The sequence below is a fragment of the Pseudomonas sp. S3_A09 genome (assembly GCF_054668065.1).
Genome location: NZ_CP162752.1, coordinates 2,515,704 through 2,535,202, shown reverse-complemented (window position 1 = coordinate 2,535,202; position 19,499 = coordinate 2,515,704). Strand labels below are relative to the sequence as shown.

Genomic DNA, 19,499 nt, shown 5'->3' with positions numbered 1-19,499 from the left:
TCAGATCTTCTGTGCCAGGGACACGGTGAAAATGCCCCATTCATCCACACGCTGGGTGATCTTGCGGAAACCGGCAGCTTCCACCAACTGATCCATTTCCGATTGGCTACGGCGGCGCATGACCCAGGCCTGACCCTGGCGGTGGCTGGTCAGCGCACGGGCGATCAGCTCCAGTTGCGGGTGCCATGGCTGGCCGGTGTAGACCAGATAGCCACCGGGTTCCACGGCTTCAGCGAGGCCCGCCAGTGAATTGCCAACCATGCCGTTATCGGCAAACAACTCATACAGTCCGGACACCACCGCCAGCGTTGGCTTGGGTTGCAGTGCCGCCAAATCCAAACGGTCGAATGCATCGCCTTTGACGAACTGCGCAATGTCCCCCAGGCCTTTCTCGCGAATCAGCGCGCCACCGTCGCGCACGTTGATGTCGCTGTAGTCGCGCAGCAGGATCGATTCCGGCAGCGGCGACACGCCCTGCAAGGCTTCCAGAATATAGCGGCCATGACCGGCGGCGATATCCACGATACGGACTTCGCGACCCTCCCCACGCAACTTCGCCATTGCCAGGCGCAGGAGCTCTTCGACGTTCAACTTGCGTTGGCGAATGCCACGCCAGCCGATGGAGTTGAGGTAGTTGGTGTCGATCAGCCGCCCCACCCCGCCCTTGCCGGTAGGTGTATTGCGGTACACGTAGTCCAGGGTGCTGCCGGAGTCGAAGCCGGTGTCGAAGCCCAGCTTTACGCCGTCCGACAGGCTCTTGCCCAGGCCCATGCTGGCGCGGGTCATGCGCCAGTACAGGTCGCGCAAGGAGTTGCGCGGCAGGGGGGCGGCGAGGGCTTCGGACTCGGCACAGGTGGCGCCCAGCTTGTCGGCATCCAACAGTGATGCACGGTCCAGCGGGTGTTCGAAATTTTGCAGGATGAAACGCCGGGCGCTGTTCACGGCGGTGGCGCGGTCGCGTTCGCCCAGGGTGTCGTGGAAGAAACCGGGGAGGATGTGCAGCTCTTTTTTCAGGCTCCCAAGGCGGTCGAAAAATTGCTGCTGGGGCTTGCGGTGCACCACAAAGTCCGAACCCGAGATCAGCAGCTGCGTCGGCACCTGGATCGCCTGGGCATCGGCGACAACCCGGTCGGCCGCTTCGTAGAGGCCGAGCAGCACATTGACCGATATCGCCTTGGTGATCAGCGGGTCGCTGTCATAGGACGCGACCCGCTCCGGGTCATGGCTGAGGAACTTGGCCTTGACGTAACTATTGACGAAAAAGTTGCCACGGAACTTGCGCATCAACGCCAGGCCTGGCCGCGCAAAAGGCACGTAGAGCTTGACCTTGAAAGCGGGGGAAGCGAGCACCAGCGCGCGGATTTTCGGCGCGTAATCGTGCACCCAAGTCGCGGCAATCACCGCGCCAACGCTTTGCGCGATGACCGCGAAGTTCTCTTCCTCGATGCCATAGGTGGCGCCGATGTGGTCACAGAAGGTCTGCACATCACGGGCGCTGGTGGCGAAGCTGGGGCTGTCACCGCGTTCGCCGGGGGACTGGCCGTGGCCACGGGCGTCCCACGCGAAAAAGTCGAAGTGCGGCAGGTTCAGTTCATCCACCAGGTGGGCGATACGCCCCGAATGCTCATGGCCGCGATGGAACAGCACGATAGCCTGGCGCGGCCCGTCGCTCTGCGTGGCCGGCCAGTGCCGGTAGAAAAGCTCGACGCCGTCATGGGTGCTGAAGGTGTGCTGTTGCTGTTCGCGCATTGCAAAGTCCTTATGCAGAAGGGGAGGTTTCTGGTTGTTCTTTGAGGCCCTGACGCACCCGATTGACCATGGTGTAAGCGAGCAGGGCGGCCACCAGCCACATCACCGTGTCGACCCAGCCCGCGCCCAGCCAGCCCAGCGCCACGCCGGTGGCCAGTACGCCGAGTACGAACGCGCGATCGCTTTTGCCCATCGGCCCGTCATAGCGCCGTGATGCGCCCACCATCGGCCCCAGCACGCCGGCGTATTCGCTGAACACCGCCAACAACGCCACCAGCAGCACCGGCGCCAGGCTCACGCCGGGGATCAGCGCGAACGGCAGGATCAGCGCACTGTCGGCGATCACATCACACAGTTCATTCAGGTAGGCACCCAGGCGCGACTGCTGGCCGAATTCCCGGGCGAGCATGCCGTCGATGGCGTTGAGAGCCATGCGCAGGATCATCCACAGCGGGATCAGGGCAAACAGCCACAGGTGTTGGGCGAAGCCGGCGATCAGCAGGCCGACCAGCAAGGAAATCACGCCGGCCAGCACGGTGATCTGGTTGGCGGTGGTGCCATTGTCATAGAGGCGCTGCACAAGAGGGCGCAGCAGGTTTTGAAAACGCGGCTTGAGCTGATAGATCGAAATCATGGGAGGTGACGCTTCCTTGTCCGTGGACCCGCGAAAAACTGTTCTGGAGTGTGCCGATTAATCGTGGCCTGCACCAGTGATGGCGCGTGTTTCTGGGGGTTTAGTCACGGTCTGCTCTTAAGCAAACAAAAATTTCACGCCGTGTGTTATATCGTAACTAATTGTGTACAAGCGGACGTAAGTGGATGCGAGTGGATCTGGAAGCTGACGGCGCTTCGGCGCAAGGCCTTCCGCGTTTTCAACAGGGGCTGTTCCATGCGCGCCGAGTGCGCCAGGCCGGTATCAGCCTGACGGTGCTGGCCATTGCCGGCTGGGTGCTGGCGTTGTTTGTCGCGTTGTTTGCGCCGCTGTCGATCTGGCCGGTGGTATTGATCAACTGCGCGTCGGCGTTGCTGCTGCTGGTGGCCGGATTGCAATCGGCGTGGTGGGTGGCGGATTGGCGCGCCCAGGCGTTGGAAGAACCGTTGGTTCAGCTACCGGTTGAAGACGCGAGTCGTTACGCGCGTCTTGTGGAGCGCTTTGGCCAACAGATTGGCACGCCAGTGTTGTGGCTGGGGGGATGGTCGTTGCTGGCGCTGGTCAGCATTGTCGAGTTCTGGAACCTGGCCTTGCCCGCCGCACCGGTCGGTCAATCGGCAAGCGTTGGAGCCGCGCTCGCGTTGGGATTGGCGTTTGGTTTGCTGGTGTTTGAACGCCGCCTGGCCCAGGAGACCGCCGCGCAATGGCCGGAAGCGTCGCAACTGGCGCAATTGAGCCGGGTAGCGATTATTTGCCTGGTGGTCAGTGCGGTGTGCCTGCTCTTTGCCGGTGCGAACGCCGTCTGGCCCCTAAGGTTGGCCGTAGGGATCGGCTTGCTGCCAGCACTGGTCTCGCTGGAGTTTCTATTAAGAGCGGTGCTGTCCCTGTTCAGCCCGCGCGAGCCACGCCTCGAGCCCCGGCTGATGGCGCAAAGCTTTATCGCCGGGCTGCTGCGCTGGCCGCCGCAACCCTTGCTCGCGCTGCAGCATGAATTGCACAACCGCTTTGGCATCGACCTGCGCCAGATCTGGGCGTTTACTTACATGCGTCGGGCGTTCCTGCCGGTGTTGCTGGTGGTGTTGGCGGTAGGCTGGACGCTGACCGGCGTGCACGAAGTGCCCCTGCAAGGCCGTGGGATCTATGAACGTTTTGGCAAGCCGGTACAGGTCTTCGGCCCAGGCCTGCATGCGGGATTGCCGTGGCCATTGGGCCGCGTCATCAACGTGGAAAACGGCGTAGTGCATGAACTGGCCACCAGTGTCAGTGAAGCGGCCACGTCGGAACTGGCCCCTGCCGAAGGCCCGGCGCCGTTGATTGCCAACCGTTTGTGGGACGCCAGCCATGTGAATGACAAGTCTCAGGTGATCGCCAGCAGCAGCGGCGACAAACAGAGCTTCCAGATCGTCAATATGGATGTGCGTTTCGTCTACCGCATCGGCCTTACCGATCAGGCCGCGCTCGCCGCCACCTATAACAGCGCGGACGTAACAACCCTGCTCCGCAGCACCGCCAGCCGCATCCTCGTGCATGACTTTGCCTCGCGCACCCTCGACGAATTGCTCGGTGAACAACGCACCCGCCTGGCTGACGAAATCGGCCGCGCCGTACAGGCCGATCTGCAAAAACTCGACAGCGGCGTGGAAATCCTCGCCACGGTGGTGGAGGCGATCCACCCTCCGGCCGGTGCCGCCAACGCTTACCACGGTGTGCAGGCTGCACAGATCGGCGCCCAGGCCCTGATCTCCCGCGAACGCGGCGCGGCCAGCGAACAAACCAACCAGGCGTTGCTGCAAGCCAGCACCGCCCGCGACCAGGCCACGGCCACAGCCCGCGAAGTGAACGCGGACGCGCAAGCGGCCAACCTGCGCTTCGCCGCCGAACAAAAGGCCTACGCCACGGCGGGGCAGGCGTTCGTGCTGGAACAGTACCTGGGCCAACTCAGCCAGGGCCTGGCCCACGCCAAGCTGCTTATTCTGGATCATCGCCTGGGTGCCGACGGCGCGCCGACGATCGATCTACGTTCTTTTACCTTGCCGGCCGATCCTTCGGTGCCGCGTAAAGCCGTTCAATAAGGAGTCGGTCTGTTGAGCGCTCATTCTCACGATCACGGTCATCATCACGGCCATCACCACCACCATCATCACGGTGATGAACAGGCTGCCGGCCCGTTCCCCTGGCGGCGTATGACCTGGGCGCTGTTGCTGGTGCTGTTTGCAGTCGCCGCCGCCAGCCTGGTGCAAGTGCGATCCGGCGAAGCTACGGTGATCACGCGTTTCGGCAACCCATCGCGGGTGCTGCTGGAACCGGGCCTGGGCTGGCGCTGGCCGGCGCCGTTCGAAGCGGCGATCCCGGTCGATTTGCGCCTGCGCACCACTTCCAGCGGCTTGCAGGATGTGGGCACCCGCGACGGCCTGCGCATCATCGTGCAGGCGTACGTGGCGTGGCAGGTACAGGGCGACGCGGACAACGTGCAGCGCTTCATGCGTGCGGTGCAGAACCAGCCGGATGAAGCGGCGCGGCAGATTCGTACCTTCGTGGGTTCGGCGCTGGAAACCACGGCGGCGAGCTTCGACCTGTCCAGCTTGATCAACACCGACGCCAGCCAGGTGCGCATCGCTGATTTCGAAGCACAGTTGCGCCAGCAGATTGATCAACAATTGCTCACTACCTACGGTGTGCGCGTGGCCCAGGTCGGCATTGAACGCCTGACCCTGCCGTCGGTGACCCTCACCGCCACTGTCGACCGCATGCGTGCCGAGCGTGAAACCATTGCCACCGAACGCACCGCCGTGGGCAAGCGTGAAGCTGCGCAGATCCGCTCCGCCGCCGAGCGTGATGCGCGGATTGTGCAGGCCGATGCTACGGTGAAGGCCGCCGATATCGAGGCCCAGTCGCGGGTCGAAGCGGCGCAGATTTATGCTCGCGCTTACGCCGGTAATCCGCAGCTTTACAACCTGCTGCGGTCCCTGGACACCTTGGGCACGGTTGTCACACCGGGCACCAAGATCATCCTGCGCACCGACGCCGCACCGTTTCGCGCCTTGGTGGACGGGCCAAAGGATGTCCAGCCATGACCGAGCGTGACACCCCGGACAGCCCATGGATCCAGGCCGGGCGCCTGGCCTTCCTGGCGTTGTACGCGGTGACTGTATTGGCGGCGCTGGCCTGGGCGTTTTCCAATGTGCGTCAGATTGACCCGCAGAACCGCGCGGTAGTCCTGCATTTCGGCGCGCTCGACCGTATCCAGAATGCCGGGTTGTTGGTGGCGTGGCCGCAGCCGTTCGAGCAAGTGGTACTGCTGCCGGCTGCTGACCGCGTGATCGAACGCCGCGTGGAGAACCTGCTGCGCTCCGACGCAGCGATCCAGGCCGACCGTGTGGCCAGTTTCGCGACGCCATTGAGTGATGCGTTGGCCGGTTCCGGTTACCTGCTGACGGGCGATGCCGGTGTGGTGCAACTGGATGTGCGGGTGTTCTACAAGGTCACCGAGCCCTATGCGTTTGTGTTGCAGGGCGATCATGTGCTGCCGGCCCTGGATCGGGTGGTGACGCGCAGCGCGGTAGCCCTCACAGCGGCGCGGGACTTGGATACTATTTTGGTCGCGCGCCCCGAGTTGATCGGCACCGACAACGGCGCCGCTGAACGCCGTGAGCGGTTGCGCGGCGACTTGGTGCAAGGCATCAATAAACGCCTTACGGAGTTGGCGTCCACTGGTTTGGGGCTGGGCATCGAAGTGACCCGTGTCGACGTGCAATCGAGCCTGCCGGGCCCGGCGGTGAATGCGTTCAACGCCGTGCTGACTGCCAGCCAGCAAGCCGACAAGGCCGTGGCCAATGCGCGCACCGACGCGGAAAAACTCACCCAGACAGCGACCCAGCAGGCCGACCGCCTGGTGCAAGTCGCCCACGCCCAGGCCAGCGAACGTCTGGCCAATGCCCAGGCGCAAACCGCGACCGTTGTTAGCCTGGCCCAAGTGAAAGACCCGGGCCTGTTGCTGCGCCTGTACCGCGAGCGCTTGCCGAAGATTCTCGGCCAGGCCGGTGCCGTGACCACGGTGGATCCGAAAGACGACTCCCGCTTGATCATTCAGGGAGCCGAACAATGAGCGCACCCATGCTGACCTCCGCCGAGCAGCGCAGCGCTGCCCGGCAATTGACCCTGGCCATGCTGGCCTTGGGTTTGCTGGTACTGGGCCTGGCATGGCGCTGGCTGGCGCCGGACCAGTCCGGCGTGAGCCAGCTCCTGCTGGGCGTCGCGTCGTTGCTGGTGGCCGTGCCGGTGATGCGTTCGGCCTGGTACAGCCTGCGGTTTCCCAGCCTGCATGGCATCACCGACCAACTGATCGCCCTGGCCATGCTCGGCGCCTGGGCGACGGGCGATCTGCTGACTGCCGCGTTGTTGCCGATCATCATGATCTTCGGTCACGTACTGGAGGAGCGCAGCGTGATCGGCTCCCAGGAAGCGATCCACGCGTTGGGCAAGCTGACTCGCAGCCATGCGCGGTTGGTACAGGCGGATGGCAGCATTGTCGAAGTGGATAACGGCACGCTGAACACCGGCGATGTCGTCGAAGTGCGGGCCGGTGATCGGGTGCCGGCAGATGGCGTGGTGCTGTCGGGCCAGGCGAGCCTGGATACGGCGCCGATTACCGGTGAGTCGGTGCCGTTGGAAGCCAGTGTGGGCGTGCAGGTGTTTGGTGGGGCGATCAATCTCGACGGCCTGCTGCGCCTGCAAGTGACCCGCACGGGTAATGAGTCCACGTTGGGCAAAGTCATCGCGTTGATGCAGAACGCCGAGCGGTCCAAGCCACCGATTACGCGGCTGCTGGAACGCTATGCCGGCAGCTATATGGTGCTGGTGTTGCTACTGGCGGCGGTGACCTGGTTCGTGACCAACGACGCCCAGGCGATGCTCGCCGTGTTGGTGGCGGCGTGCCCGTGCGCGTTGGTGCTGTCGGCACCAGCCACCGCGATCGCCGGGATAGCCGTCGCGGCGCGGCATGGAATCCTGATTCGCAGCTCCGCGTTCCTGGAGGAACTGGCGGACCTGACCTCATTGGTGGTCGATAAGACCGGGACGCTGACCTTCGGCACCTTGCGCCTGCACTCCATCGAAACCACTGCGCCGGATCGGCAGGTGCTGCTCAACCTGGCGGCCAGTCTCGGCTCCGCCAGCAGCCATCCGGTCAGTCGGGCGTTGGCGGGTTTGGCAACACAGGAACAGCTGTTGGTGTTGACGGATATTCGTGAGCGTCAGGGCTTGGGGGTAGTGGCGCAGACTGATCGGGGTGAAGCGGCCTTGGGTCGGCCGGAATTGTTTGAGCAACTGGGTATCACCACCACCGCCGTGCCGAATCACGATGGCCCCATCGCCGGGCTGGCGCTGAACGGGCAGTTTCTCGCCTGGTTGCTGCTGGCCGACAGCGTCAAGCCGGAGGCACGCCAGGCTCTGCAAGAGTTGCGTGACCTTGGCCTCGGTCGCCAACTGCTGCTCACCGGCGATCGCCAAAGCGTGGCCAACAGCCTGGCGCTGGAGGTAGGCATCAGCGATGTCGAAGCCCAGGCCTTGCCCGAAGACAAGCTCAACCGCGTGTTGGGTGAGATCAGCAACGGCTTCCGCCCGATGGTGGTGGGCGACGGCATCAACGACTCCCTGGCGCTCAAGGCCGGTGTGGTTGGCGTGGCCATGGGCGCGGGTGGGGCGGATATTGCCCTGGCGTCTGCGGACGTGGTGCTGATCGGCAGCGACTTGCGACGCCTGGGCACGTGTGTGCGCTTGAGTCGCCAGTGTCGGCAGACTTTGCAGGTCAACGTGATCATCGGCCTGGGCTGGACCTTGGCCATTGTCGTGTTCGCCGCTTTCGGCTGGTTGGGTGCGGCGGGCGCCATGATTGCAGCGGTGTTGCATAACCTCAGCACTTTGCTGGTACTGGGAAACGCGGGGCGGTTACTGCGCTTTCAGGAACCGCTTTTGAAGCTTGAAGAGTAATTTCAGAAATATTTGCACACCGCTGTAACGCCGATGAGGGGCCTCACTCTAGTGGTCTGTCGAGACTGAACAACCCGTTCGGACCGACACCCCTACGATCATGAGGAATACAACAATGAACATCAAATCCGCTGCTGCCGGTGCCGCTCTCGCAATGGCCGCCGCTACCCTGTTCGCCGGTGTTGTCACTCAGGCTCAAGCCGCCGACACCGCCGTTCACTGCTACGGCATCAACGCGTGCAAAGGCCAGAACGATTGCAAAACCAAGGACCACGCCTGTAAAGGCCAGGGTTCTTGCAAAGGCCAGGGCTTCAAGGCGATGGCCAGTGCCGATGCCTGCACCAAGGCTGGCGGCAAAGTCGGCGAATAACCGACAGCTCAGTGCACCCGCAGCGGTCGCCCCCACCGCTGCGGACACTTTCCCAGGAGTGTCTTATGCCTACCTCTCTTCCGAGCCTCGGTTACGGCCTGGGTTTACGCAGCGAGTACTACCAGCAGATCCTTGAACAATCGCCGCCTGTGGATTGGTTCGAAGTGATCTCCGAGAATTACCTGGTCCAGGGCGGTAAGGCCTTGTATTACCTGGATGCGATAGCCGAGCGCTATCCCCTGGTGATGCACGGTGTGTCCCTGTCCATCGGCGGGCCCCATGCCCTCGATACCGAGTACCTGCAGCAGATCAAACAGCTCGCTGAGCGTATCCAGCCGGCGTGGGTGTCCGATCACCTGTGCTGGAGTCGCGGCAGCGCCCACCAGTTGCATGACCTGCTGCCGCTGCCCTACACCGAAGAAAGCCTCTACCACGTGGCCGCCCGTGTGCTCCACGTGCAGGAGGTGCTGCAACGCCCGTTGGTGCTGGAAAACGTCTCCAGTTATGTGCGCTCGAAGGCGGACGAATTCACCGAATGGGAATTCCTCAATGCCCTGGCCCACCTGTCGGGCTGCCAGCTGTTGCTGGACGTCAACAATGTGTACGTCAGCTCGCGCAATCATGGCTTTGACGCCTGGACGTTTATCCGCAACCTGCCACCGGAGAGCATCCGCCAACTGCATCTGGCGGGGCATATGGATTATGGCGACTACGTGGTCGACACCCATGACCATCCGGTGTGTGACCCGGTGTGGGCGCTTTATCAACAGACGCTTGAACATCTGGGACCCGTGTCGACGCTGCTGGAGCGGGACGACCATTTCCCACCCTTTGAAGAGCTGCTCACCGAACTGAACAAGGCCCGTGAACTGGGCGCGGCGGCACTGGCCAGGAGGCCGTTATGCGCCTGACCGATTGGCAGTTGGCCTTCGAACAGCACCTGCTGACGGAAACCTCGACTGCCCGCAGTGACTTCGCCGCCACGTTGCTCGGCGGGCCGACGCTGGATGTGGACACGGGCCTGGCGATTTACCACAACGCCTACCTCTCACGGTTGCAGGAAGTCTTGCGGCATGACTTCAGCGCCCTCCTTTATTGGTTGGGCGATGACGAGTTTGCCGCGTTGACCGAGGCTTACCTGCGTCGCTACCCCTCGGCTCATTACAGCCTGCGCTGGCTGGGCGAGCGTTTCCCGGCGTTTATCCTTGAGCATTGGAGGGTGGAGCAGAGTGCGCCATTGGCGGAACTGGCGCGCTTGGAATGGGCGTTTACCCTGGCATTTGATGCGCCGCAGGGTGAACCGCTGACGCTGAACGACATGGCGTCGTTGCCGCCCGACGCGTGGCCGGTGTTGCAGGTCTCCCTGGCGCCCTCGGTGCAACCGCTGCTGTGCCGGTTCAACAGCGTAGCCATCTGGCGTGCCAGCAAGGACGAATCCGACTTCCCCGACAGCCACACGCTAGCCCCGGCGCAGATGTGCCTGGTGTGGCGCCATCAGAATGTCTGCCATTACCGTAGCCTGGAGCCCGCCGAAGCCTCTGCCTTGACAGGAATGGCGACCACCGGTTGGAGCTTTGCCGAACTGTGCGCCGAGTTGGCAGTCACTCATGCAGAGGGTGCGCCACTGCAGGCCGTCACATGGCTGAAGCAATGGGTCCAGGACGGGTTGCTCGAGCGCCGAGCCCCATAGTAGAGCGCTATCAAATCGATAGCCTCCTACTTTGTCTTCGGATGGTCTAACCTCTCAGCAGACGTCTGAAACAAGGGGGGATCATCCATGCTCGCGCAACTTCCACCGGCCTTACAGAATCTTCAGCTACCGCTGCGTCTTCGACTCTGGGACGGCCATGAATTCAACTTGGGCCCCGAGCCCAGTGTGACCATCGTGGTGAAGGACCCCACGGTCGTGACCCAGCTGTCCCATCCAACGCTCGATTCACTGGGCGAAGCCTTCGTCGAGGGAAAGTTGGAGCTGGAAGGCTCCATCTCCGAGGTCATCCGGGTTTGTGATGAATTGAGTCACGCCCTGATCGCAGACGACGAGGGGAGTCGTCCGGTGCGCTCGATCCACGACAAGGCCACTGACGCAGCGGCTATTTCCTACCATTACGACCTGTCCAATGAGTTCTACCAGCTGTGGCTGGACCAGGACATGGCGTACTCCTGCGGTTATTTCGAAACCGGCAGCGAATCCATCGATCAGGCCCAACAAGACAAATTCCGCCACCTGTGCCGCAAGTTGCGGTTGCAGCCAGGTGAGTACTTGCTCGATGTCGGCTGTGGCTGGGGCGGGCTGGCGCGGTTTGCTGCGCGGGAATTCGGGGTCAAGGTGTTTGGCATCACCCTGAGCCGGGAGCAGTTGGCGCTGGCGCGGGAACGGGTCAAAGCCGAAGGCCTGGAAGAACAGGTGGACCTGCAATTGCTCGACTACCGTGACCTGCCGCAAGACGGCCGTTTCGACAAAGTGGTCAGCGTGGGTATGTTCGAACACGTCGGCCACGCCAACCTGGCGGAGTACTGCAAGATCCTGTTCGGCGCGGTGCGCGAAGGCGGCCTGGTGATGAACCACGGCATTACCGCCAAGCACACCGACGGTCGTCCTGTAGGGCGCGGCGCCGGGGAGTTCATCGAGCGTTACGTGTTCCCCAACGGCGAACTGCCGCATTTGGCGATGATGACGGCCGAGATCAGCGAAGTCGGGCTGGAAGTGGTCGACGTCGAAAGCCTGCGCCTGCACTACGCGCGCACCTTGGACCATTGGAGCGAGCGCCTGGAAGACAACCTTGAAGCGGCGGCGAAAATGGTGCCGGAGCAAGCGTTGCGCATCTGGCGGCTGTACCTGGCGGGTTGTGCGTATGCGTTTGCGCGGGGCTGGATCAACCTGCACCAGATTCTGGCGGTGAAACCCCATGCCGATGGCAGCCATGACCTGCCTTGGACACGGGAAGATATCTACCGTTGAGTGGGTTACAAAATCGGTGAAATCAGCCGCGCAACCCGCATGCCCAGTTGTTGAAGGCGGCGGGTTTCGCGGCTTTCTGCCTGGCTGACTTCATGGGCCAGGGAGAAGTCGTCCAGCAGCATGTGTTCGACTTCCTTGGCGAAGGCCTCGTCGACCGTCAGCAACATCACTTCGAAATTCAGCCTGAACGAACGGTTGTCCATGTTCGCACTGCCGATGGCGCTGATTTCGTTGTCAACCAACACCACCTTCTGATGCAGGAAGCCTGGGGTATAGCGGAACACCCGCACGCCAGCTCGCACAGCTTCGATCGCGTAAAGGCTGGACGCGGCGTAGACGATGCGGTGATCAGGCCGTGAGGGCAGCAGAAGGCGCACATCGACACCCCGCAGCACTGCCAGGCGCAGGGCGGAAAACACCGCTTCGTCGGGGATGAAGTAGGGGCTGGTGATCCATACGCGCTCAGTCGCTGCATGGATGGCTTCGACGAAAAACAGTGAGCAGGTTTCATAGGGGTCGGCTGGACCGCTGGCGAGCAATTGGCAGAGCACGCCGTCTTCGGGGTAGGCGTCCGGCAATATCAGTGGCGGCAGTTCTCGCGCAGCCCAGAACCAGTCTTCGGCAAACGATTCCTGCAAGCACGCCACCACCGGGCCGATCACCTGCACATGGGTATCGCGCCACGGTGCCAGCGGTGGTTGCTTGCCCAGGTATTCATCGCCGACGTTATGCCCGCCGACAAACCCGGTGATGCCATCCACCACCACGATCTTGCGGTGGTTGCGGAAGTTGACCTGAAAGCGATTGAGCCAGCCGCTGCGGGTGGCGAAGGCTTTCACGTTGACTCCGGCGTCGCGCAGGGATTGCACATAACGATGGGGCAGGGCGTGGCTGCCGATACGGTCATACAGCACGTAAATGGCGACACCCTCTGCGGCCTTTTCCTTCAATAGGACGTGCAACTGTCGGCCAAGGTCGTCGTCATGAATGATGAAAAACTGGAACAACACCGCCGTCCTGGCGTTGCGAATCGCCTCGAAGATCGCGCCGAAGGTGGCGTCGCCATTGATCAGCAAACGCACTTCGTTGTTGGCCAGGCACGGCATGCGGCCCAGCTTGGGCATGGCGCGCAGCGAGGCATAGGCGCTGGAGTTACGGGCGGCCAGGGCTTCTTCGACCCATGGGCGCCAGTTCAGCTCGGCAATGGCGGTGTGCATTTCCTGGTTGGCCTGGCGACGGGCCTGGATGTAGGCGTCGAACGTGCTCCGGCCGAAGATCAGGTACGGGATCAGCGTGAGGTAGGGCATGAACATCAGCGACAATGCCCAGGCGATCGAGCCTTGGGCGGTCCTGACGGTCAGCACCGCGTGAATCGCGGCGAGGGTCCCGAGAAAATGCAGCGTGGCGATGAAGTAGGCGAGCAGGTGCGGGCCAAAAAAATCCATGGACGACGTTACTCCAGGCAATCCAAGTGCCTAACAGACCATGTCTGGTCAGGAATGTCGCTATTTTATTTGCCGTGCAACCCTGGCACCTTTGCGGCGTCTAACGCCCAACATTACCCAGGAGTTACCCGATGAATGCTCGTCTGCTGTCTTTGGCCATGATGATTGGTTTGTCGCTGCCGGTGGCGGCGCAGGCGCAGATGCTGGCGCCGGGCTTGTGGGAACTGACCACCAGCAATATGAAAGTCGATAACCAGGACCTGCCGGACCTGTCGCTGATCCTCGGTCAGCTTAAGCAACAGATGACCCCGGAACAGCGCGCCATGCTGGAAAAACAAGGCATCACCATGGCCGGTAAAGGCGTGCAGGTGTGCCTGACCCCAGCTCAAGTCGCCTCCGATTCGATCCCGCTGACCGACCCACAATCGGGCTGCAAACAGGAAGTGACCGACAAGACCGGCAATCAGTGGAAATTCCGCTTCAGTTGCCCGAAAGCCCAGGGCACTGGCGTCGCTACCTTCCAAAGCCAGAAAGAATTCAGCACCACCGTCAACGGCACCTTCAATGCCACTGGCATTCAGCAGAAGGGCAGCCTGGACAGCCATGCCCAGTGGCTGGGCAACGATTGCGGAACGGTCAAGCCTCGCGCCTGACTTCCCCCTCTGTAGGCGCGAGCTTGCGCCTACAGGTGTGCGTGGGGTCAGCGCTCAAAGTGCAGAGGCAGACCCTGGCAACTGTCGACGACCTGACCGTTGTGCCAGGCCAAGTGGCCGGAAACCAGGGTGGTGCTGACGCTGTGGCGAAAGCTGCGTTCGGCGAAGGGCGTCCAACCGCAGCGGGCCAGGATCGGCTGGCTGCTGACGGGTTTGCCTTCGGGCTCCGGTTTGATTAACACCAGGTCGGCCCAATAACCCTCACGTAGGTAGCCGCGATCCGGGATGGCGAACAAGTCGGCCACACGGTGACTGGTTTTCGCCACCAGGGTGGTCAGCGGCAGCAGCTCGTCGGCCACCAACTCCAACAACGCCGGCAGCGCGTGCTGCACCAGGGGTAATCCCGACGGCGCCTCGCGATAACGCAACTGTTTTTGTGCCCACGTATGCGGCGCATGGTCACTGCCAATCACGTCCAGACGATCACTCAACAAGGCTTGGCGCAAGGCGTCGCGGTCGGCGCGGGTCTTGATCGCCGGGTTGCATTTGATCTGATGGCCGAGGCGGTGGTAGTCGCGATCATCGAAGATCAAGTGGTGCAGGCAGACTTCGGCGGTGATGCGTTTTTTGCTCAAGGGTTTGTCTTCGAACAGCGCCAGCTCGCGTGCGCTGGTCAGGTGCAGCACATGCAGGCGGGTGCCGTGGCGCTTGGCCAATTCCACCGCAAAGGATGAAGAGCGGAAGCATGCCTCGGCATCGCGGATCAGCGGGTGCGCGACGGCGGGGATATGCTCGCCGAAACGCTCACGCAGCCGCGCTTCATTGGCCTGGATGCTTGGTGTGTGTTCGCAATGGGCCAGCAGAATCGTAGGAACCTCGGCAAACAGGCGTTCCAGGATCCGCGGATCGTCGACCAACATATTGCCGGTCGAAGCGCCCATGAACACTTTGACCCCGGCCACCTCGCGCGGGTCGAGGGCGGCGACGGTGTCGAGGTTGTCGTTGCTTACGCCGAAGTGAAAACCATAGTTGGCTACCGAGTGCAGGGCGGCGCGGCGTTTCTTGTCGGTCAGGGCATCCAGGTCAAGGGTGGCGGGATGGGTGTTGGGCATGTCCATGAAGCTGGTGATACCACCGGCTACCGCTGCCCTGGATTCGCTGTAGAAACTGCCTTTTTCCGGCGCGCCAGGTTCGCGAAAGTGCACTTGGTCATCGATCATTCCGGGTAGCAGCCATTGGCCTTGAGCGTCGATTTCCACGGGCTCGTTGTAGCCTTGCAGGCTGCTGGCAATTTTCTCGATACGGCCATTGGCGACCAGCACATCGGCGTCGAATTCCTGGCCTTCGTTCACCAGGCGGGCGTTGCGGATCAGCAGGCGGCTCATGGTTCAGAACTCGTTTTGCAGGGCTTTGTACCCGCGCACCAGATCAACGTTGGTGCGTGCCACGTCTTCGGAAAATTCCGAGGCGCTGACGCTCACGGGGGGGAACTGCGAGAGGTCGGTGTGGGGCCCGATGCGGGTCGTGGAGGGCACATAGAACGCGGCGGGCAAGTCGCGGCCGTCGACCACCGAGTTGTGGCGCACCACGCAGCCGTCGCCCACGGCGCAGTTGAACAACACGCTGTTGAAACCGATAAACACACGGTCGCCGACGGTGCAGGGGCCGTGGACGATGGAACGGTGCGCAATGGACGTGAACTCGCCGATCGTCACCGCCGCGCCGGACTTGGAGTGGATGACCACGCCGTCCTGGATATTGGAGTTGGCGCCGATGACGATCGGGTCCATACCACCGCTGGCGTCGACTTCGTCGGCACGGATCACAGCGTAGGGCCCGACGAAAACGTTTTCGCCAATGATGACTTTTCCGCAGATGATGGCGGTCTTGTCGACGTAGGCCGATTCGGCAATCACGGGCAGATCGCCGGACGGATTTTTGCGGATCATGCGAGGGGCTCCGTAATGATGTGAACGTAGTCGCCGTCGATGGCGTTGTAGAAGCAGGTGGGCCGTCCGGTGTGGCACGCCGGGCCTTGCTGGTCGACGATCAGCAGCACCGCGTCGCCGTCGCAATCCAGGCGTGCTTCCACCAACTGTTGCCAGTGCCCGGAGCTTTCGCCCTTGCGCCACAACTGCTGGCGTGAGCGCGACCAGTAGCAGACTTGCCCGGTGTCCAAGGTTTCCTTGAGGGCCTGGCGGTTCATCCAGGCCAGCATCAATACCTCGCCACTGCCGTGTTGCTGGGCGATGGCGGCGATCAGGCCATCGCTGTTCCACGGCAAGGCATCGAGCACGGGTTCGAGTGGAAAGCGGCTACCGACGGCAGCCCCTTCCAGGTCGAGCATGCTCAAAGTCATGGTTTGCTCAGGGCCGTGCACAGAGTGTTGAGGTTGTATTCGAACAGACCGGTAAAGGTGCTGGCCGGGCCTTCTGCGGCGAGGGCATCGGAGTACAGCGTGCCGCCGATCTGCGCGCCGCTTTCGTCAGCGATCTGCTTGAGCAAGCGCGAATCCTTGATGTTTTCCATGAACACGGCTTTGACTTTGTCTTTACGGATCTGGGTGATCAGCGCAGCCACTTCGGCAGCGGACGGCTCGCGCTCGGTGGACAGGCCCTGGGGCGCCAGGAACTCGATGCCGTAGGCTTGGCCCAGGTAACCGAAGGCGTCGTGGGAGGTGACGATGCGTCGGTTGCCGGCGGGCAGTGCGCCGAACTTGGTCTTGGCTTCGGCCAGCAGGCGATAGATTTCTTTCAGGTAGGTTTGGCTGTTCTGTTGGTAGTCGGCTTTGTTGGCCGGGTCAGCAGCGATCAGCGCCTTGGTGATGTTGTTCACGTAGATTTCGGCGTTGGCCAGGTTGTGCCAGGCGTGCGGGTCAGGGATGGTCTCGCCGTCCTCTTCCATGGTGTGGGAGATCACGCCCTTGCTGGCGGTTACCACCGTGGCTTTGGTTTCGGTGCTGGTCACCAGGCGGTCCAGCCAGGGTTCGAAGCCCAAGCCATTCTTGATGATCACCTTGGCCTTGAGCAACGCCTTGGCATCGTCGGGGGTGGGTTCGTAGGTATGGGCGTCGGCGTCAGGGCCGACCATGTTGCTGATCTGGATGTGATCGCCACCGATCTGGTGGGTGATGTCATCAAGGATACTGAAGCTGGTAACCACCGGAAGCTTGTCTGCGGCCTCGGCCGTCGACAACGACAGGACGAGACTGAACAGCACGAGTAGGGCGCGCATCGGGAAACACCTCATTGGGATGACAGCAAGGGTGGGCGGCGCAGCAAACCGTGCACCGGACCGAAGACCACGGACAGCAGGTACCCGGCGCCAGCCACCAGCACGATGGCCGGGCCGCTGGGCAACGAGTAGTAGAACGACAGCAGCAAACCCAACCACACCGACAGGCATCCCAGCACCGCCGATACCGCGATCAACACGGGCAGGCGCCGGCTCCAGAAGCGTGAAGCGATGGCCGGTAACATCATCAAGCCCACCACCATCAAGGCGCCGATGGCCTGGAAGCCAATCACCAGGTTCAGCACCACCAAGGTCAGGAACAAGCCATGGGCCAACGGGCCAAGGCGGCTGACGGTCTGCAGGAACAGCGGGTCCAGAGTGTCCAGCAGCAGGGGTTTGTAGATCACGGCCATGGCGATCAGGCTGAAGCTGGAAACCCAAAGCATGCCGGTGAGGGTGGTTCCGTCCACGGCCAGGGCGGAGCCAAACAGCAGGTGCAGCAGGTCCAGGCGTTTGCCGGCGAGGCCGAGGATCAGCACGCCGGCGGCAAGGGAGATGGGGTAGATAGCGGCGAGGCTGGCGTCTTCGCGCAGGCCGGTGCGGCGGGTGATCCAGGCGGACAAGCCGGCCATGCTTAGGCCCGCGCCGAGGCCGCCGATGGTCAGGGCGGACAGGCTGAGGCCGGCGAACCAGAAGCCGAGGGCGGCGCCGGGCAGAATGCCGTGGGCGACGGCGTCACCGATCAGGCTCATGCGCCGCAGGATCAGGAATACCCCCAGTGGCGCGGTGCTGCAGGCGAGCACCAGTCCACCGATGAGGGCGCGGCGCATGAAGACGAAGTCGACGAAGGGCATCCACAGGTGGGCGGCGAAGTGCATCAGGCCACCTGCATCTGTGGCTGCGGACGGATCAGCTCTTTGCTCGGGCCGAATACGCAGCCGGTGCTTTTGATCTGCACCACGTGCGGGGTGTGGTGGCGCACTGCGGCGAGATCATGACAGACCACGATCAGCGTGCGACCGGCGTCGTGCCAGGCGTGGATGTGTTTCCAGCACAGCGACTGGCCTTCTTCATCGAGGGCGGCGTGGGGCTCATCGAGCAGCAGAACCGGAGCCTCCGCCAAGCTCATGCGGGCGAGCAGAGCGCGCTGCAATTCACCTCCGGACAAGGCCATCAACGGACGATTTTCCAGGCCGCTCAGGCACCACTCTTCGAGTACCGCTTCCAGGCGCTGGCTGCGGTGTTGCGGTGACCGTTGTTGCGTGCCCCAGAAACCGGCGGCGACCAGCTCTTGCAGGCTGATGGGGAACTGTCGGTCCAAATGTTGCTGCTGGGGCAGGAACGACAGGCCGCCACGGCGTGGAACGTCCACCGTCACTTTGCCCGCCAGCGGTTTTTGCAGGCCGGCGATAACTTTGAGCAGGCTGCTCTTGCCGGTGCCGTTGGCGCCGATGATGCCGGTGAGGCTGCCTTTTTCCAGCGTGAGGTCGATGGCGGGCGTCAGCGGTTGGCCGGGTGCGCCCCAGCGTAAAGCGGTACAGGTGATCATGCAGGGTGTCTCGTCCAGCGGCTTTCAGCCACGGCATCGTGCGCGTGCAGGCTTTCGGCGTGGATCACTTTCAGGTGGAAGGCTTTGACGGCATCCGAGCGTTTCAAGGCGAGGTTCAGGCGGCGGGCGGCGTCTTCGCAGAACATCAGGTTCTGCCCATTGGCCAGTGCGAAGGCTTGTTCGTCCGCCCGTTTTACGGCGGTTTGTACGGCGGTGCCGAGGGCAGCTTCGACGTTATCGATCAGCTCGGTGATGGGCAGGCTGGGGTGTTCGCTGTCCAATGCAATCAGTAGTTGCGCGCTGCTGCGCTGGCTGTGGGGTGTGGCGACGATGCCGTTGGCGGAGCCAAGCCAGCTCAATACGTCTTCATGCTGTAAAGGCGTGTTGGCGAAGTCTTCAAGAAATTGCTGCTGAATCAACTGCCTGGCGAGGGCAGCGGAGCAAGGACAGGTTGAGGAATAAGTAACGTCAATTTTTAGTTCCACGTGGAACATCTGGTTTTCCAGACGCGCCTCGATGCTCACCGGGTAGCCTTTCCAGCCGGCCAGGGGGCTCACCAGCGCTGGGCGTTTCAGCAGCAAATCGGTGTGGATACGCAGGTAGGCGTTGTTAGATAAACCTTCATGACTGTCGAGAAAACGCTGCAGTACATTACGCAGAAGTGCAGGCGTAAGAGGCTGTTGGTCGAGCATCTCCAATGCCAGGTACAGGCGTGACATATGAATGCCACGGGCGGCGCCATCGTCCAGACTCACGCCGGCATCCGCGGTGGCAGTCAGGCGTTGTCCGTCGATGAGAATGGGCAGGGCGATGCCACACATGCCTACCCAGTCGAGTGGCAAGGCTTGGCGTGAAGCCTGCGCGGCGATATCCGGCAGAGTCAGCGCATTCATGAGC

General features: G+C 62.5%; 19 protein-coding genes. 9 read left to right on the top strand and 10 right to left on the bottom strand.

Annotated elements, in window-relative coordinates:
- A complete protein-coding gene (locus AB4N92_RS12035; protein ID WP_176331935.1) occupies positions 1 to 1,749 on the bottom strand; it encodes a bifunctional alpha/beta hydrolase/class I SAM-dependent methyltransferase in 1,749 nt (582 codons plus the stop codon).
- Between the two features lie 10 nt (positions 1,750 to 1,759).
- Positions 1,760 to 2,383 (bottom strand): CDP-alcohol phosphatidyltransferase family protein, encoded by a 624-nt coding sequence (locus AB4N92_RS12030; RefSeq protein WP_010207663.1) that lies wholly within the window; start codon positions 2,381 to 2,383, stop codon positions 1,760 to 1,762.
- A 185-nt stretch (positions 2,384 to 2,568) separates the two neighbouring features.
- Between AB4N92_RS12030 and hflK (AB4N92_RS12025) the strand changes: the two genes are divergently transcribed.
- The 8 genes from hflK (AB4N92_RS12025) to cfaB all read left to right on the top strand — a co-directional run bounded on the left by hflK (AB4N92_RS12025) (position 2,569) and on the right by cfaB (position 11,721).
- Complete coding sequence (hflK, locus tag AB4N92_RS12025) at positions 2,569 to 4,473, top strand: protease modulator HflK (protein WP_236266756.1); 1,905 nt, start codon at positions 2,569 to 2,571, stop codon at positions 4,471 to 4,473.
- A 12-nt stretch (positions 4,474 to 4,485) separates the two neighbouring features.
- A complete protein-coding gene (hflC, locus tag AB4N92_RS12020) occupies positions 4,486 to 5,475 on the top strand; it encodes a protease modulator HflC (RefSeq protein ID WP_031290624.1) in 990 nt (329 codons plus the stop codon).
- The gene (gene hflK, locus AB4N92_RS12015; protein WP_021491449.1) at positions 5,472 to 6,506 is read left to right on the top strand and encodes a protease modulator HflK; all 1,035 of its coding nucleotides are present in this window, start codon (positions 5,472 to 5,474) and stop codon (positions 6,504 to 6,506) included. The genes hflC and hflK (AB4N92_RS12015) overlap by 4 nt, the downstream gene beginning before the upstream one ends.
- Positions 6,503 to 8,389, top strand: coding sequence for a cation-translocating P-type ATPase (locus tag AB4N92_RS12010; protein WP_021491450.1), 1,887 nt, complete (start codon positions 6,503 to 6,505; stop codon positions 8,387 to 8,389). Before hflK (AB4N92_RS12015) ends, AB4N92_RS12010 begins: the two co-directional genes overlap by 4 nt.
- Positions 8,390 to 8,504: 115 nt before the next feature.
- Complete coding sequence (gene bufA2, locus AB4N92_RS12005) at positions 8,505 to 8,759, top strand: BufA2 family periplasmic bufferin-type metallophore (protein ID WP_010207657.1); 255 nt, start codon at positions 8,505 to 8,507, stop codon at positions 8,757 to 8,759.
- Positions 8,760 to 8,824: 65 nt separating this feature from the next.
- Positions 8,825 to 9,670, top strand: coding sequence for an MNIO family bufferin maturase (gene bufB, locus AB4N92_RS12000; protein WP_236266755.1), 846 nt, complete (start codon positions 8,825 to 8,827; stop codon positions 9,668 to 9,670).
- Positions 9,661 to 10,449 carry an HvfC/BufC N-terminal domain-containing protein gene (locus AB4N92_RS11995; protein WP_010207654.1) on the top strand — a complete coding sequence of 263 codons (789 nt, stop codon included), beginning with the start codon at positions 9,661 to 9,663 and terminating at the stop codon, positions 10,447 to 10,449. Before bufB ends, AB4N92_RS11995 begins: the two co-directional genes overlap by 10 nt.
- Before the next feature lie 87 nt (positions 10,450 to 10,536).
- Positions 10,537 to 11,721, top strand: a complete 1,185-nt coding sequence (gene cfaB, locus AB4N92_RS11990) for a C17 cyclopropane fatty acid synthase CfaB (RefSeq protein ID WP_042571095.1) — start codon at positions 10,537 to 10,539, stop codon at positions 11,719 to 11,721.
- A gap of 5 nt (positions 11,722 to 11,726) precedes the next feature.
- On the opposite strand, the gene cls is transcribed toward cfaB, so the two are convergent.
- A complete protein-coding gene (gene cls / locus AB4N92_RS11985) occupies positions 11,727 to 13,166 on the bottom strand; it encodes a cardiolipin synthase (RefSeq protein ID WP_044288081.1) in 1,440 nt (479 codons plus the stop codon).
- A gap of 131 nt (positions 13,167 to 13,297) precedes the next feature.
- Here cls and AB4N92_RS11980 point away from each other — a divergent pair, with 131 nt between their 5' ends.
- Positions 13,298 to 13,819, top strand: coding sequence for a DUF3617 domain-containing protein (locus AB4N92_RS11980; RefSeq protein ID WP_010207650.1), 522 nt, complete (start codon positions 13,298 to 13,300; stop codon positions 13,817 to 13,819).
- A 47-nt stretch (positions 13,820 to 13,866) separates the two neighbouring features.
- Here AB4N92_RS11980 and AB4N92_RS11975 read toward each other — a convergent pair whose 3' ends face one another.
- Genes AB4N92_RS11975 through folE2 form a run of 7 tightly spaced genes read right to left on the bottom strand, consistent with a single transcriptional unit; the run spans position 13,867 to position 19,495 of the window.
- Complete coding sequence (locus AB4N92_RS11975) at positions 13,867 to 15,204, bottom strand: dihydroorotase (RefSeq protein ID WP_236266754.1); 1,338 nt, start codon at positions 15,202 to 15,204, stop codon at positions 13,867 to 13,869.
- 3 nt (positions 15,205 to 15,207) lie between these two features.
- Positions 15,208 to 15,768, bottom strand: coding sequence for a gamma carbonic anhydrase family protein (locus AB4N92_RS11970; protein WP_010207647.1), 561 nt, complete (start codon positions 15,766 to 15,768; stop codon positions 15,208 to 15,210).
- Complete coding sequence (hisI, locus tag AB4N92_RS11965) at positions 15,765 to 16,178, bottom strand: phosphoribosyl-AMP cyclohydrolase (protein WP_044288079.1); 414 nt, start codon at positions 16,176 to 16,178, stop codon at positions 15,765 to 15,767. The genes AB4N92_RS11970 and hisI overlap by 4 nt, the downstream gene beginning before the upstream one ends.
- Complete coding sequence (locus AB4N92_RS11960) at positions 16,175 to 17,053, bottom strand: metal ABC transporter substrate-binding protein (RefSeq protein WP_236266753.1); 879 nt, start codon at positions 17,051 to 17,053, stop codon at positions 16,175 to 16,177. The genes hisI and AB4N92_RS11960 overlap by 4 nt, the downstream gene beginning before the upstream one ends.
- A gap of 11 nt (positions 17,054 to 17,064) precedes the next feature.
- A complete protein-coding gene (locus tag AB4N92_RS11955; RefSeq protein ID WP_154973703.1) occupies positions 17,065 to 17,931 on the bottom strand; it encodes a metal ABC transporter permease in 867 nt (288 codons plus the stop codon).
- Complete coding sequence (locus tag AB4N92_RS11950; RefSeq protein ID WP_042571092.1) at positions 17,931 to 18,602, bottom strand: metal ABC transporter ATP-binding protein; 672 nt, start codon at positions 18,600 to 18,602, stop codon at positions 17,931 to 17,933. The genes AB4N92_RS11955 and AB4N92_RS11950 overlap by 1 nt, the downstream gene beginning before the upstream one ends.
- A complete protein-coding gene (folE2, locus tag AB4N92_RS11945) occupies positions 18,599 to 19,495 on the bottom strand; it encodes a GTP cyclohydrolase FolE2 (protein WP_042571091.1) in 897 nt (298 codons plus the stop codon). Before folE2 ends, AB4N92_RS11950 begins: the two co-directional genes overlap by 4 nt.
- Between the last annotated feature and the right edge of the window lie 4 nt (positions 19,496 to 19,499).

What these genes read in the sequence shown, in the direction of transcription:
- AB4N92_RS12035 (WP_176331935.1), bottom strand. Translation starts at nt 1,749, where the DNA reads ATGCGCGAACAGCAACAGCACACCTTCAGCACCCATGACGGCGTCGAG.
- AB4N92_RS12030 (WP_010207663.1), bottom strand. Translation starts at nt 2,383, where the DNA reads ATGATTTCGATCTATCAGCTCAAGCCGCGTTTTCAAAACCTGCTGCGC.
- hflK (WP_236266756.1), top strand. Translation starts at nt 2,569, where the DNA reads ATGCGAGTGGATCTGGAAGCTGACGGCGCTTCGGCGCAAGGCCTTCCG.
- hflK (WP_021491449.1), top strand. Translation starts at nt 5,472, where the DNA reads ATGACCGAGCGTGACACCCCGGACAGCCCATGGATCCAGGCCGGGCGC.
- AB4N92_RS12010 (WP_021491450.1), top strand. Translation starts at nt 6,503, where the DNA reads ATGAGCGCACCCATGCTGACCTCCGCCGAGCAGCGCAGCGCTGCCCGG.
- bufA2 (WP_010207657.1), top strand. Translation starts at nt 8,505, where the DNA reads ATGAACATCAAATCCGCTGCTGCCGGTGCCGCTCTCGCAATGGCCGCC.
- bufB (WP_236266755.1), top strand. Translation starts at nt 8,825, where the DNA reads ATGCCTACCTCTCTTCCGAGCCTCGGTTACGGCCTGGGTTTACGCAGC.
- AB4N92_RS11995 (WP_010207654.1), top strand. Translation starts at nt 9,661, where the DNA reads ATGCGCCTGACCGATTGGCAGTTGGCCTTCGAACAGCACCTGCTGACG.
- cfaB (WP_042571095.1), top strand. Translation starts at nt 10,537, where the DNA reads ATGCTCGCGCAACTTCCACCGGCCTTACAGAATCTTCAGCTACCGCTG.
- cls (WP_044288081.1), bottom strand. Translation starts at nt 13,166, where the DNA reads ATGGATTTTTTTGGCCCGCACCTGCTCGCCTACTTCATCGCCACGCTG.
- AB4N92_RS11980 (WP_010207650.1), top strand. Translation starts at nt 13,298, where the DNA reads ATGAATGCTCGTCTGCTGTCTTTGGCCATGATGATTGGTTTGTCGCTG.
- AB4N92_RS11975 (WP_236266754.1), bottom strand. Translation starts at nt 15,204, where the DNA reads ATGAGCCGCCTGCTGATCCGCAACGCCCGCCTGGTGAACGAAGGCCAG.
- AB4N92_RS11970 (WP_010207647.1), bottom strand. Translation starts at nt 15,768, where the DNA reads ATGATCCGCAAAAATCCGTCCGGCGATCTGCCCGTGATTGCCGAATCG.
- hisI (WP_044288079.1), bottom strand. Translation starts at nt 16,178, where the DNA reads ATGACTTTGAGCATGCTCGACCTGGAAGGGGCTGCCGTCGGTAGCCGC.
- AB4N92_RS11960 (WP_236266753.1), bottom strand. Translation starts at nt 17,053, where the DNA reads ATGCGCGCCCTACTCGTGCTGTTCAGTCTCGTCCTGTCGTTGTCGACG.
- AB4N92_RS11955 (WP_154973703.1), bottom strand. Translation starts at nt 17,931, where the DNA reads ATGCACTTCGCCGCCCACCTGTGGATGCCCTTCGTCGACTTCGTCTTC.
- AB4N92_RS11950 (WP_042571092.1), bottom strand. Translation starts at nt 18,602, where the DNA reads ATGATCACCTGTACCGCTTTACGCTGGGGCGCACCCGGCCAACCGCTG.
- folE2 (WP_042571091.1), bottom strand. Translation starts at nt 19,495, where the DNA reads ATGAATGCGCTGACTCTGCCGGATATCGCCGCGCAGGCTTCACGCCAA.